This window comes from Halobacillus seohaensis, from assembly GCF_042663045.1.
Taxonomy (GTDB): domain Bacteria; phylum Bacillota; class Bacilli; order Bacillales; family Halobacillaceae; genus Halobacillus_A; species Halobacillus_A seohaensis.
This window is the reverse complement of sequence record NZ_JBHSZV010000025.1, coordinates 80,525-94,497: the sequence shown is the minus strand read 5'-3', so window position 1 is coordinate 94,497 and position 13,973 is coordinate 80,525. Positions and strand designations below refer to the sequence as shown.

Annotated in this window: 13 protein-coding genes; 8 read left to right on the top strand and 5 right to left on the bottom strand. The window is 37.3% G+C overall.

Annotation, left to right across the window (positions count from 1 at the left end):
- Window positions 1–11: 11 nt before the first annotated feature.
- From ACFQIC_RS09985 to ACFQIC_RS09965, 5 genes are all read left to right on the top strand, one after another.
- On the top strand, window positions 12–1,457 hold the full coding sequence (locus ACFQIC_RS09985; RefSeq protein ID WP_204708115.1) for an amidohydrolase family protein: 1,446 nt from the start codon (window positions 12–14) through the stop codon (window positions 1,455–1,457).
- 12 nt (window positions 1,458–1,469) lie between these two features.
- Window positions 1,470–2,078 (top strand): class II aldolase/adducin family protein, encoded by a 609-nt coding sequence (locus tag ACFQIC_RS09980; protein ID WP_204708114.1) that lies wholly within the window; start codon window positions 1,470–1,472, stop codon window positions 2,076–2,078.
- Between the two features lie 81 nt (window positions 2,079–2,159).
- Window positions 2,160–3,227 carry an S-methyl-5-thioribose-1-phosphate isomerase gene (gene mtnA, locus ACFQIC_RS09975; protein WP_204708113.1) on the top strand — a complete coding sequence of 356 codons (1,068 nt, stop codon included), beginning with the start codon at window positions 2,160–2,162 and terminating at the stop codon, window positions 3,225–3,227.
- A gap of 40 nt (window positions 3,228–3,267) precedes the next feature.
- Complete coding sequence (locus tag ACFQIC_RS09970; RefSeq protein ID WP_204708247.1) at window positions 3,268–3,435, top strand: XapX domain-containing protein; 168 nt, start codon at window positions 3,268–3,270, stop codon at window positions 3,433–3,435.
- A gap of 31 nt (window positions 3,436–3,466) precedes the next feature.
- The gene (locus tag ACFQIC_RS09965) at window positions 3,467–5,656 is read left to right on the top strand and encodes a malate synthase G (protein ID WP_204708112.1); all 2,190 of its coding nucleotides are present in this window, start codon (window positions 3,467–3,469) and stop codon (window positions 5,654–5,656) included.
- A gap of 19 nt (window positions 5,657–5,675) precedes the next feature.
- Here the strand turns inward: ACFQIC_RS09965 and ACFQIC_RS09960 are convergent, their stop codons facing one another.
- Both ACFQIC_RS09960 and ACFQIC_RS09955 read right to left on the bottom strand, forming a co-directional pair.
- Window positions 5,676–6,872, bottom strand: coding sequence for an MFS transporter (locus ACFQIC_RS09960; RefSeq protein WP_390217068.1), 1,197 nt, complete (start codon window positions 6,870–6,872; stop codon window positions 5,676–5,678).
- A gap of 291 nt (window positions 6,873–7,163) precedes the next feature.
- Complete coding sequence (locus ACFQIC_RS09955; RefSeq protein ID WP_204708110.1) at window positions 7,164–7,634, bottom strand: nucleoside deaminase; 471 nt, start codon at window positions 7,632–7,634, stop codon at window positions 7,164–7,166.
- Window positions 7,635–7,842: 208 nt separating this feature from the next.
- On the opposite strand from ACFQIC_RS09955, the gene ACFQIC_RS09950 reads away from it, so the two are divergent.
- Window positions 7,843–8,739 (top strand): vanadium-dependent haloperoxidase, encoded by an 897-nt coding sequence (locus ACFQIC_RS09950; protein ID WP_204708109.1) that lies wholly within the window; start codon window positions 7,843–7,845, stop codon window positions 8,737–8,739.
- Between the two features lie 70 nt (window positions 8,740–8,809).
- Here the strand turns inward: ACFQIC_RS09950 and ACFQIC_RS09945 are convergent, their stop codons facing one another.
- Window positions 8,810–10,204 carry a hypothetical protein gene (locus ACFQIC_RS09945; RefSeq protein ID WP_204708108.1) on the bottom strand — a complete coding sequence of 465 codons (1,395 nt, stop codon included), beginning with the start codon at window positions 10,202–10,204 and terminating at the stop codon, window positions 8,810–8,812.
- Between the two features lie 225 nt (window positions 10,205–10,429).
- Here ACFQIC_RS09945 and ACFQIC_RS09940 point away from each other — a divergent pair, with 225 nt between their 5' ends.
- Window positions 10,430–10,876: a hypothetical protein gene (locus ACFQIC_RS09940; RefSeq protein WP_204708107.1), complete on the top strand. Its 447-nt coding sequence runs from the start codon at window positions 10,430–10,432 to the stop codon at window positions 10,874–10,876.
- Window positions 10,877–11,081: 205 nt separating this feature from the next.
- Here ACFQIC_RS09940 and ACFQIC_RS09935 read toward each other — a convergent pair whose 3' ends face one another.
- Window positions 11,082–11,666 (bottom strand): phospholipase D-like domain-containing protein, encoded by a 585-nt coding sequence (locus ACFQIC_RS09935; protein ID WP_204708106.1) that lies wholly within the window; start codon window positions 11,664–11,666, stop codon window positions 11,082–11,084.
- Window positions 11,667–12,029: 363 nt separating this feature from the next.
- Complete coding sequence (locus ACFQIC_RS09930) at window positions 12,030–12,887, bottom strand: MurR/RpiR family transcriptional regulator (protein WP_204708105.1); 858 nt, start codon at window positions 12,885–12,887, stop codon at window positions 12,030–12,032.
- A 186-nt stretch (window positions 12,888–13,073) separates the two neighbouring features.
- On the opposite strand from ACFQIC_RS09930, the gene gnd reads away from it, so the two are divergent.
- Entirely contained in the window at window positions 13,074–13,970 is an 897-nt protein-coding gene (gene gnd, locus ACFQIC_RS09925; RefSeq protein WP_204708104.1) for a phosphogluconate dehydrogenase (NAD(+)-dependent, decarboxylating), read from the top strand.
- Window positions 13,971–13,973: the final 3 nt, after the last annotated feature.

Here is a 13,973-nt window from a genome sequence, read left to right as displayed (position 1 = left end):
AGAGTGCTACTATGTCAACTTTAATTAAAAATGCAGAAATCATTACCATGGAAGTTGATAAGGGAATCGTAAAAGGTAGCATTTTTATAAAAGATGGAAAAATATCTAACATTTTTCCACACGAAAAAGGACAAGCTTGTCCAAATGTAGATGCTACGGAAGTGATTGATGCAAATTGGGACATCGTAATGCCTGGAATGACAAATGCTCATTATCATTCCTATTCCAACCTCTTGAAAGGAACGGAGAATAATCTTCCATTGGAAATCTGGTCATTGTACACTGTCGCCTATGGTCATTCATTAACGGATGAAGACATTTATCTCGCTGTATTATTAGGGGCTGCGGAAATGATTCGGAGCGGTGTAACAGGATGCATTGATCATTTTCCGCATATAGACAGAATTGATGCTGCTTTAAAAGCCTATGAGGAATCAGGAATGCAAGTATCATTGGCCCCTATGATGCAAGACATCTCTGACGAACAATTTCTAGATATTCCATTACCTGATTATATCCTAGAAAAGCGCGAGACAAAAGAACCTAAGTCTATAAATGAAATAAGAGCGTTTTATAAAAATATTATTAAAAAGTGGCATAAAAAAAACGGAAAAATTCATATGATGCTTGGCCCAAACGCTCCCCAGAGGTGTAGCAATGATACTCTCAGTTTATGTAAAGAGTTAAGCGTTGAATTTGATTTGAAAGTTCATACCCATCTTTTAGAGACAAAGATTCAAGAAGAAGTAGGACGCGATAAATATTTTAATGGATTGATTGGACGACTGAATGATCAAGATTTACTTAACGATAAACTATCTGTCGCCCACGCCGTTTGGTTAAATGATTCAGAAATTGAAAAATTAAGAGATAAGCAGGTTTCTATCATTCATAACCCCGCAAGCAATATGATTTTAGGGAGCGGAATAGCCCCTATTTCAACCTATGTTAAGAATAGTATGCGTGTAGGTATAGGAACAGATGCAACAAACTGTGGGACAACCCATAATCATTTTGAAACGATGAGGTTAGCTGCAATGGTGTCGCGTGTGAGTAACTTGGAGTATCGCGATTGGCTACAGGCACTAGATGTTCTTGAAATGGCAACAGTTTCTGGTGCAAATATGATGGCATATGACAACTATCGCGGGAAGATTTCAAGAGGTTATGATGCGGATCTTGTCCTTTTAAACAGAAATACAACCAAGTTGGCAGAGGCCAATGATCTTATCTCACAACTTGTCTTTCATGAAAATGGTCAATCGGTAGACTCGGTGATGATAAAAGGCAAGTGGGTACTTCGAAATAAGAGAATCCTTGCATTTGATGAACAAAAGATAATTGAGCGTGTACAGCAACGCTCTAAAGATATAATGGAAAATTCTCGTCAGGCACTTAAGATGGCTGAGGAGTTAGAACCATATTTCGATAAGTTTTATCAGGATTTTTACAAATAGGAGGGTTTAATTATGAGTTTAGATTTATTAAAAAAAGAATTACAATATGTTTCCCATAAAGTTTATCAAAAGGGGTATACACAGGCTACGGGCGGAAATATTAGTGTGCGGATCCCAGGAACTGACCATGTATTAATTAAAAGAAGTGGAATTAGCCTAGGAGAAGTAAGCCGTGAAGATGCACTGGTTGTAAATATGGACGGGGAAGTTATCGAAGGTCTAGGAAAACCTTCGAAGGAAATTGGTTTTCATCTAGGAATTCTTAAAGTTCGTCCTGACGTTAATGCAGTTGTTCACTGTCATCCTAATTATTCCATCGGATATGCATGCTTAGGAGTGGAACTTCCCCTTCCTACTGTTACAGCTCAGAAACTACTAGGACATGTGCCTATTGCTGATGTAGCCCCTTCTGGATCTACAGATTTAGCTCAGCATGTAACGGACGTATATGTGAAGTATCCTGATATTAAAATTACTTTAATGAAGAACCATGGTGTGTGCTCTGTCGGGCCTACATTAGAAGCCGCCTATAATGTTGTAGACCTTGCTGAAGCGACAGCAAAACAGGCCTATATTCTTTCACAACTGCGCGTGGGTGAAAAAAATGCTGTAACTAATTAATCATATGTTATCAAATTTAACTTAGCCTGACGATTGAGCAGACTATTAAAATTAAAAACAGTGAACAGGGAGAGGTTTTTTATGAGACTAATTGAAGAACTTGTAAACAATTTTAAAGATAAAGAACTTGCTCTTCCCATATGGTTTGAAAATGATTCACTAAAAGTGTTGGATCAAAGGAAACTGCCGTTTGATGAAGAAATTCATACTTTTACTGAGGTGGAACAGTTAGGGGAAGCAATTCGTTCTATGATGATCCGTGGGTCTGGAGCGATTGGTATTTGTGGAGCTTACGGGATTTTCCTAACAGCTTTAAAGTCAAATGGTAATGCCCAAGCTGTCAAAGAAGCGGGAGACTTGTTGAAAAGTACACGCCCTACAGCAGTAAACTTGATGAAAACTGTTGATGAAATGGTGTCAGTAGCCAAGGGAAGCGGTGAAGACCTTATTTCGGAGGTAGAAAAGAAAGCTGTTATTATTCTTAAACGCCAATTAGAATTTGAGTATAAATTAGGAGAGCATGGTGCTGCATTAATCGAAGATGGTGATACAATTATGACCCATTGCCACTCTGGTGCTTATGGTGGTGCCGGTTATGGAGGGAGAGCTCTCTCCGTAATTAGAACAGCACATGAACAAGGGAAAAATATTCATGTATACACTTGTGAAACACGACCTTACTTACAAGGAGCAAGAATTACTGCCCTAGAACTGAAGAAATTTGGTATTCCTCATACATTAATTACAGACAATATGTCAGGTTTTTGTATGAGTGAGGGAAAAATCGATAAAATTGTTGTCGGTTCAGATAGAGTGTCTGCGAATGGCGACTTGGCTAATAAGGTAGGAACCTATATGCATGCTTTAGCAGCTAAAGAACATCAAATTCCTTTTTACACAGCAACATCAAGTCACACAATAGACTTTAATACACCAAGCGGAAAATCTATTGAAGTTGAGATGCGCAATCCTAGTGAAGTGACTCAATTTAAAGGAATGCCCATTGCTCCAGAAGGTACAAACGCACTTTATCCTTCATTTGATATAACACCAAATCATTTAATTAGCGGAATAATAACTGAAAAAGGCGTCATTTCAGCACCTTACGAAACCAATTTGAAAAAAGTGATCGAAAAGGTGGAAGTGTAGTTTTAATTAGAAAAGGTTTGGTAAGGGAGGCATTGGGATGGTGAAAGAAGCTCTCATGGCGATGCTAGCGGGAATAGTGATAGGAGTAGTGTTTAAATTAATTAAACTGCCTTTACCTGCTCCTCCGGTTTTAGCCGGGGTTCTCGGAGTGGCGGGAGTATATATTGGTGGGAAAATCATCGAGATTTTATTTTTAAGAGTGCAATGAAAAAAGAGTATTTTTTAAGGAGGAGTAGCAGATGAAAGACTATGTAAACATAGGCAACCTTCAAATCGCATCTAACCTTTATGAGTTCATTAATTTGAAAGCCCTTCCAGAAAGTGGGGTAAGTAGTGACTGTTTCTGGAGGGATTTTGAGTCATTAATAACCGATCTATCCCCAGAAAATCAGTCTTTGCTAGCTAAAAGGGAAGATATCCAAAAGAAAGTGGATACGTGGCACAAGGAGAATCAAAAGGTCGAGGATTCTGCATCTTATCAAGCATTCTTGCAAGGTATCGGTTATCTAGAACCGGAAGTAAAAGATTTTAACGTATCTACCCAAAATGTTGATGATGAAGTGGTTACTCAGTCTGGTCCGCAATTAGTTGTTCCGGCAGATAATGCTCGTTATGCTCTTAATGCAGCCAATGCACGCTGGGGAAGTCTTTATGATTCTCTTTATGGTACAGATGTGATTAATAATGAAGGTGGTGCCGAACCTGGAGGATCTTATAATCCTCTTCGGGGAGAAAAAGTAATTGCCTATGCAAAAGATTTTCTTGATCAAGTGGCACCATTGGAAAATTACTCCCATAAAGAAGCTATAAAATATACCATCATAAACAAGGGATTATCAGTAACCCTAAACAACGGAACAGTAGTTGGTCTTCTAGAGCCTACAAAATTTGAAGGGTATCAAGGATTTCCTGAAGAGCCTTCCGCTATCCTATTACAAAATAACGGATTACATGTAGAAATCCAAATCGACCGAAATCATCCAATTGGTCAAACAGATGACGCAGGGGTTAAAGACCTTTTAATGGAGTCTGCTACAACCACCATTATGGACTGCGAAGACTCAGTAGCTGCCGTTGATGCTGAGGATAAAGTGTTACTTTATGGCAATTTGTTAGGTTTAATGAAAGGTGAATTGTCTACGTCTTTTGAGAAGAATGGTACAACAGTAACCCGTACTTTGAATGAAGACCGCGTCTATAGTTCCTCTTCAGGGGAAGACATCACCTTGCGTGGTCGTTCACTTATGTTCATGCGTAATGTTGGTCATCTAATGACAACAGATGCTATTTTAGACAAAGATAATCAAGAGATTCCAGAGGGCATTATGGATGGAGTTATAACGAGCCTTATTGCCAAACATGACGTAATAAAAAATTCACAACAAAAAAATTCCACAAAAGGATCAATTTACATTGTAAAACCGAAAATGCATGGTTCAGAAGAGGTGGCCTTTGCTAATACACTTTTCAATCGAATCGAAGACATGCTTGGTTTAGCACGATATACAATAAAAATTGGAGTAATGGATGAAGAACGTCGAACTACGTTGAATTTAAAAAACTGTATTCATGAAGTAAAAGAAAGAATTGCTTTTATTAATACAGGTTTCTTAGATCGAACGGGTGATGAAATTCATACATCAATGGAAGCGGGTCCAATGATTCGGAAAAAAGATATGAAAGGCTCTAATTGGCTTCGATCCTATGAAACATCAAATGTAACTATCGGACTTGAAACAGGTCTTCAAGGTCATGCTCAAATCGGCAAAGGAATGTGGGCTATGCCTGAACTGATGAACGCGATGATGGAGCAAAAGGGAAGTCAATTGGAAGCAGGAGCAAATACAGCCTGGGTTCCTTCTCCTACTGCAGCCACGCTGCATGTCCTTCACTATCACCATATAGATGTACATTCTGTGCAAAATAAATTAGTTCAACAACCTCAAGATTTTCGTGCTAATATATTAGAAATCCCATTAGCTAATAATTCTGAATGGAGTCCTAGCGACATACAAAATGAAATCGAAAACAACGCCCAAGGAATCTTAGGTTATGTAGTACGTTGGATAGACTTTGGAATTGGTTGTTCTAAAGTTCCAGATATTAATAATATTGGCTTAATGGAAGATCGTGCGACTCTTCGTATTTCTAGTCAGCATTTGGCAAATTGGATTCATCATGGAATTGTAACAAAGGAGCAGGTGCTAGATGCAATGAAGAACATGGCAAAAATAGTAGATAAACAGAATGCTGGTGACACAGAATATCGTCCAATGTCGGTAGACTATGAAAATTCGATAGCTTTTCAAGCTGCGTGTGAACTCGTTTTCAAAGGGGCAGAACAGCCAAGCGGTTATACGGAACCTATCTTACATCGCCGACGAGCAGAAGCAAAAGCTAAAGATTTAGTTTACAATGATAAAAATTAACCAAAAGGACCATTTCCCTTTAAGAGGAAATGGTCCTTTTAACTGATTTATTAGAGGTTTTTTTATTTTTCGATACCCATATATATACCCCATACACGAGCAAATAAATAACGAAGATAAAAGCGGAAAGTTTGTACATAGAAGAATAACTGGTAAAGTTAGCATACGCCCCGAGTAATATCGCGCCTATCCCAATCCCTAAGTCAAATGCTGAGAAAAATGTGCCATTTGCTGCTCCTCGTTTTTCTGGGGAAGATCGGTTGATCGTCCACGCCTGCAGAGATGGCTGAATTAATCCAAAACTAAACCCATATAAGATTGCAGAAACAATTAAGTCGATGGGTGAATTGGTATAGGATATGTAGAAAAGAGCGGTGATTCCAAGAATTCCCCCAGGAAATAAAACAAGAAAATGCCCTTTACGATCAAATATTTTCCCTGCAATGGGTCTGATTATAATAAGACATAAAGCATTAGCAAAGAAAAACCACCCTACATTATCTAATTGTTTTTCTTCCGCAAAAAGTGTGATGAAGCTGACAATACCACCGTAGGTAATGGCGATGATTAACATAAGGAGTGAAGGGAATAGAGCCTTTACATCAAAAAGGGTTTCCAAGAAAGGTCTTGTATTTGCTGGCCTTGGATTGTTACCTTTGGAATCGTATATTTTAAAATTTGAGAGGAGTAATGAACCTATTGAGAAAAGAGCTGATAGAAGAAATAATATAAAAAAACCAAATACATTCATTATCCAAATTCCTAGTAATGGCCCAACCATCATTGCTATACTAATCGATAAACCAAAGTAACCCATTCCTTCACCCCGGCGATCAGAGGGGACAATATCTGAAGCAATCGTTCCATATATAGTAGTTGACATTCCCCACCCTAATCCATGAACAAGCCTTAGCAATAAAAGAAGAAGAACTGTTGTTACTATTATGTAACTGAAAATGGAAATGACTGTAATCAGTAAGCCGATTAATAATATGGGTTTTCTCCCCATCCGATCAGCTGCTGAGCCAGCAAATGGGCGTATTATTAAAGCAGTAATCGTAAACATACCAATAACTAGACCAACGGATGTGCTATCGCCCCCATGATCTTTTACGTAGACAGGTAATGTAGGTAATAGCATTTGGAAGCCTAGGAAAAGCATAAATGTAGAAAGGATTAATGTAATAAATTTTAATGTCCATAATTTTTCTTTCAACAGAGTCTCTCCCATTGTCTTCACCTGCATTTGTGTTATAAGATCTATATATTATAACATTAATCGTCAGAATATTCTAACGATTAATGTTAATTCTATATTCTATAGATAGAAGATAAACGTTGGCCAGGAACTATTATGTAAAGTTTATAATGCCTGAATAAACACTCTAAGTGATTTTGTAATCGGGAACAATTCTGAGGAAATAAATGTAATTTTGCAATGTTATCAGAGAAATTTGCATTTTAAATAAAAGAGTTCCAGTCTACTCTAGAGACTGGAACTCCTTTTCTAATATTCCACTTTTTGTTCTTGCTTATGCCACTCTTCAAACGGTGCATTTTTTTCTTTTAAATCGATCGAATAAAAAGGGATTTTTCTTTTATCATAGTCTTTATTAATCTCTTCGTAGATAAATTGATCGTCGAATCCTCCGGCCGCTGCAAGTTTTTGATCAGCAGCATAGAATACTTTTTCCACTCGAGCCCAATAAATAGCTCCTAGACACATAGGACAAGGTTCACAACTGGTATATAAAGTACACTCTGTTAGTTGGAAAGTATCTAAATTTTCACAAGCTTGCCTGATCGCCTGAACTTCTGCGTGAGCTGTTGGATCATTTGAGGCGGTGACTTTGTTTTGTCCCGTTCCGATAATATCACCAAATTTATCAACGACAATCGCACCAAATGGACCATCAGCATTCCGAGCGTTTTCCACTGCTAATTGTATGGTTTTCTTTAAATATTTTCTGTTATCCATAATAACCCCCTAGGAAATTAATTAGTTTATTTAGAATTTTCTGTTTTTGTATAAATACTATTGTACATCTGAATAGTCGAAAAAGCTATTATTTAAACTACATTAATTATCCGAGAACTCACATACTATTATAAAAAATTCCTGAAGAGTCCATTCATTTCTAATTCTTCTTCATAAAATAAAGGATGAAGGATTGGAGATGATGAAATTGAGTAACACATATTTACGTTGGTCAGAAATCCCTTATGCTGGTGAACGGACCCCACCTACTGACCCGGTTACTCCTCTGGCTGGATCATGGCCATTAAGTTTTTTAAAGCGAGACAGAAGCGGGGAATTTTTAGATCCTAAAGGAGGAAGAATGCGTCTGCCAATCGTACACCCTGATCGCATTGATTTTGAAAGGGAGTTACGTACGGTTCAAAAAACATTAAAGTATCTTACCGAAGAGCAAAAAGAAATTGCGGTATATTATGGAACAGGAGCCCCCACAAAACAGTGGACGCCGGTTATTGATCGCCTCATTGATACTTATAGTATTGGTCCCACTGAGGCAGCAAGAATATTGGCAGCTGTGCAGGGTGCAATCAATGACACAATGATCATAGTATGGGATTTAAAATACAAATGGGATGTAGCAAGACCTGACCAATATGATCAAGAAATGAAAACAATTCTATGTACACCGCGATTCCCCACCTATCCATCAGGGCATGCCACGATGTCAGGATGTGCACAGGTTGTACTGAGTTACTTTTTCCCTCGGGAATCCAAAAGACTAAAAAAAATAGCAGAAGACGATTCAATTAGTCGTTTGTATGCCGGAGTTCATTTTCCCTCAGATAATGATGAAGCATTGAAATTAGGGAGGTATATTGGATCTCTTGTTGTTAGCCACCTAAAAGCAGAACGGAATAGCCGCTCAAGATCTATTGATCACCCAGTAAATGACTATCGAGATGCGGAAATATTTCCGAAGAACTATGAGCAGTTTATCCCTTATGATTTTCCCGAAGCTTGTACTTCCCTTGTAAAAGATAAGCAGGATAATTGTTCGATTGAAAAAGATACCATCAAGGTACCGAAGCCAATATTATATTTATAACGGTTATTCGTCATAGATAAAGCAAAAGTGCCAAACACAATCATCCGTGTTCTGGCACTTTTTAATGGTTTTAAGCTCGCTTCACCATATCAATATAAAGCTGCTGATAAGCTTTGTGTTCTTCCTCCATGCCCAACTCGTGATAAAGTTTTGCTAACCATTGGACAGGTTGGGGATCTTCTTTGCTCAATTCCATATCCCAACTCATACACTCAATGGCTTGGTGATGGTGTTGAAAGAAGTGATAGAGTTCACCAAGTCTTCGTTGTTGGTTAGGATCCTCAGAAATATCGTTCATCTCATCGACATTTTGTAAAATTGGTTCAGCAGTAGGAATACCTCTTAGTGGTTTAGCCCATTCTAGTATGTACGAAAGAGTGTGACCTTGAAGTAAGGACGTTACCGCTTGGTGTAAAATGTCAGAAGCTTGGTCATCTTTAGACTCACATAAAGTTAAAATTAATTTTCGTAACTCTTCAGGAGGAATAGAATCAGCTGAAATTTCCTTCTGCTTCACAATAGTTACTAACTCTTGATACTGGGAGGGCTCTAACGCAAGCTCTTTTTCACTGATCAAAGTTAAAACGTCTTCAAGTTTTCCGAATTCCATATAAGCATCTAGCAAATCATGGTGGAGAGTTTCTAGTTCAAGGCCACGTTTATACAAATCTTCTAGAATAGGCAACGTATTGACATCGCCAAACTGTTCACTAATTAAAGAAAGAAGTGTGCGGTAATCATCGATATTTTGCGTATGAACCACTCGAGGTATATAAATGGCGATTAAATCGAGATGTCGGGATTGCCTGTTATAAATGGCTTCTAGCTTGTGAAATGAGTGATCATGATGTTTAGATGAATACAATTTTTTTTCTACATAAATAGGATCTTTAGCAAGAATTGCCTCATCTCCATGTTTGTAACGTTCATCGTACTTGGTGAATTGTATGTCACCTGAGAACGCATCAACTAAATTGTGATTGGGAGCAAAATCTTTGAGGACCTGGAGAATCCGGTAACAGGATAATAATTTTCCATCACGCCGTTCCTTGTAAAAAAGAGTTTTGATTAAAGCAAGTAGTTTATCTTTTTTTATGAAAGATTCAAAGTAGCTAGCGATTAAAGCTGTTTCTTGAAGTGTGTATTGCTGTTGGAGTTTCTTGAAAAGATCATTAAAACTCTGTTTTTTAAAATGAGGCTGATGGGATAGGACCGTTTCAATAATAGGGTGGGGAGGTGTAATGGTTACACCTTTTTGAAACGAATCAGAGACGTGGGACCGCTTGGTAATCTTCTCAGATGATACATAATTTAAATATTGTTCATTATAGAAGAAAATATAGTAATTTTTACCCTGTTCGTCCGAGGCTTCGACAATTTTACTTTGTTTATAAATAGCCATACGTTTAATTTCTAACTGGCGAGATTCCTGCTTATCTTTTATCGTAACTGTTGAAATTGACATAAATCAACCTCCTATCTTTGTCTCTAGCATACCACGTTATTGGATTTTAAAGAAACTGGGGACTATTATCCTTGCTTAATTGTAAGTTTTTATGTATGGTGTCGTACTCTACTCTAGGTAGAAGCGAAGGATATAGGAGAATCGGACGTTTACCAAAAAAATTAAGTGGAAACTATGTTCATGTCATATAAATTTTAAAAAAACACCTAGCGAAGGATGGATTATATGAGTTATAAGCGAACTTTCATACAAGAGTTAAACGCCCTTAATCGAGAAAATATCACTAAAGAAAAAGAAAAATCCCAAGCCAAAGAAAGCGCAGAAATTATAATAAATTTATATTTCAAGGATTTATTTAGTCATTTGACAGACATAGTGAAAGCGAATCCTGATATTGAAGCAAGGGTAAGGGCTCGTACAAAATCATATGAACTATTAATACTTGATAATAATTATTTAGTCGTTCCAAAACTATCTCTTTTTGACGATGTTCCAGAGATATTAACTGTTGAATATTGCAGTCAAGGATATGTTCAAAGGGACGAGCTTGTAATACAAGGGCGTCAATTTATTAGTACGAAGATAGGGGCTCCTTTATCTGAGGAATTACTAAATCAATATCTGGAATTAGCATTTGATCATTGTGTTACCACACTAATGAAAGAGAGTTAATCCTAATTGGATCGGTAAACTCTTCCTACTTTTCTTTTGTTAATAGATGGTCATATCGAAACACAACTTAAATAGAGAGTCGCTTTTAAGTTGATGATATTGAGTTTCTGTATCTTAATAAAACTCACGTTCTGAGCGAAACCTCAGAGACGTGAGTTTAAAAGTAGGTACCTGCTTACTCCTATCAAGTACAACTTAAAAAACTTTACGCTAATTTTTCATCAGCTCGACTTGGGTTATATTCCGAACTGTCCTTCCACATCTGATTAAATTTATCAGTCCACTCTTCCCCCATCTTTTTGCTTTTAATCACAACAAGAACTTCATCATTTTTCTCTTCAGCTGAATAAGTAAAGTTATAAGAACCTGAGGTTGTGAGCTTTTTATCACTAATCATAACTTTAAGATGCATATTACCATCATGTTGATTCACTTTTACAGGAACCCCTGATTCAATTAACTTTTGAACATTAGCTGTCTGTTTGGAAAGTTCAGAGGTTTGTTTTCTATCAGTGATCATTCTGACATTCACCCCACGCTTAGTTGCCTTGCAAATATGAGTGACAAAATCATTTTCCGTTAACAAGAAGATTCCAATGTCTAGTGTTTTCTCTGTTTCATCGATAATTTTAGTTATTTTTTGTTTAGGTGATTGATCAGACTTTGAAAAAATAGATTCTATTTTATCCAGCTCCATAATGACTGGTTTATCTTTCTGGTTGAGCATATAGTACCCGTAGGTAACTGAGCTAACTATGATGGTCGTCCCTGCAATCGTTAACCACTCCATAAAGATACCCTCTCCTTTTATAAAAGGATATGCTGTATTAAGGTTGTCTTATTCGTTTTCCCCTTTTGTCTTAATATTCAATGCTTTAGACTGATTAAATTGAAAAACGGCTCAATTATGGAAAAATTGGCTTAATTAAGCAAGAATCAGTTCGATACAACTAACCCAGGCAAGAATAAGAATCACTCCTGCAAAGCAAAAAAGAGACATCCAGTGGGACGCCTCTCTTAATTTTAATTAATAACCCTGGGGAATGGTTATCGTCTTGTTAATTCCAACAACTTTTTCGGTAAATCAACCAAATTTCGGATTTATTTCACCAAAAAGATAAGAATTCCACCAACTCTACAATTTTTTTCTCCGTTACATTCGTCTTCTCGAAATAGCATCACGCATTCTTTGTGTAGACTGTTGAGATTTACCTTTAGTGCTTTTACTGAAATTGACTAATAAAGAATCCATTATGGTAAGTCCGGCAATTCTTGAGGCCAATGCCTCTGATCGAAATTCTGTTTCTTGAGCCACAGTATATAATGAAAGATCGACAAGTTTTGTTAATGGTGATTTAGCGAAATTGGTAACCGCAAGAGTTCTCGCTCCATTTTCCTTGGCTACTTCAACAACATCGAGTGTGTCCTTGTTCGAACCTGTATGGGAGATTACTACCGCTAAATCATTTTCAGTTAGCTGAGATGCAGACATTAACTGCAGGTGGGTATCTGTATAGGCATGTACTGACATTCCGGTACGAATAAATTTGTGTTGCGCATCTAGCGCAACAATTCCAGATCCACCACTTCCATAAAAGAAAACACGTTCCGCTTCTAATAAGAACCTAGTTGCCTCAGCTAATGTTTCTTCACTTTGAATTTCCCGAGTTGATTCGAGTGCTCGAATATTCGCTTGGAAAACTTTTTCTGTAATTTCGAGGTCTGTATCTGTCTCGTTAATTGTTTCATGAATATCATTAATGGCGGTGACCGTTTCAGATGCTAAGGCAATCTTCATTGCCTGGTATCCTTTAAAACCTAATCTTTTACAAAATCTGAAAACGGTTGCGTCAGCGACCATAAGATTATCAGCTACTTGATTAATTGTTGAATGAATGATGTTCTCTTTATTTTCTAGTATATAATCGGCTATTAATTTTTCTTTGTCACTCAATAGATTGTACGAAGAACGAATCCGATTCATGACATGCTTAGTTGGAGCCACGGTCATTTTTTTTCCTCCTATAATTCGATACGATTATGTTTAATTGTAAACGATAACATAACGAAGGCAAAGAAATTTAAGAAATAAAATTTTTTTCGTGAAAGCGGTTGTATTAAAAAAAAATTATTGTATAATCGTAATTATAGAAAAAATATTTCAGCGAGATATAACTTAGAGAGAGAGGTTGGATATATGCAGGTTGGGTTAGTTGGATTAGGAAAAATGGGTTATAATCTAGGGTTGAATCTCATAGATAATAACCATCAAGTCGTCGTGAACGATGTGAACTCCGAACAAATTTCAAAAATGTCTAACGAGGGAGCGATTCCTGCAGAAGATCTTAAAGCACTCGTTAATCGTTTGGAGAGACCGCGAACTGTATGGATGATGGTTCCAGCTGGTGAAGTTACCGAAGCAGTTGTTGAGGAACTTTCCCAATTACTTGAAGACGGTGACCGTGTGATTGATGGCGGTAACTCCAATTATAAGGAAAGTCTACAGCGTGCTGAAATGCTACAGAAGAAAAATATTTTCTTCTTTGATGTTGGCACAAGCGGAGGTACAGAGGGAGCTCGTCAGGGAGCATGTTATATGATTGGCGGAGACGCTGATCAATTTAAAGTGATTGAATCACTCTTTGCTGATACTTCTGTTGAAAACGGTTACCATTATGCTGGTCGCGTTGGTAGTGGACATTTTTTAAAAATGGTTCATAACGGTATCGAATACGGCATGATGCAATCGATCGCTGAAGGGTATGAAATTTTAGAGAAGAGTTCATTTGATTTTGATTATGAAGCCGTTTCGAAAGTATGGAATAACGGTTCTGTCATTCGTTCATGGTTAATTGAGTTAATGGAGAATGCTTTCTCTAAAGACGCTAAACTTGAAGACATCCGTGGTGTTATGAATACATCAGGTGAAGGGAAATGGACAGTTGAAACAGCTTTAGAACTGGAAATGGCAGCACCTATTATTACGATGTCTCTTATGATGCGTAGTCGTTCTCAAGAAAATGACACGTTTTCTGGAAAAGTAGTTGCAGCACTTAGGAATGAATTTGGCGGCCATGCGGTCGTTCAAAAATAAATT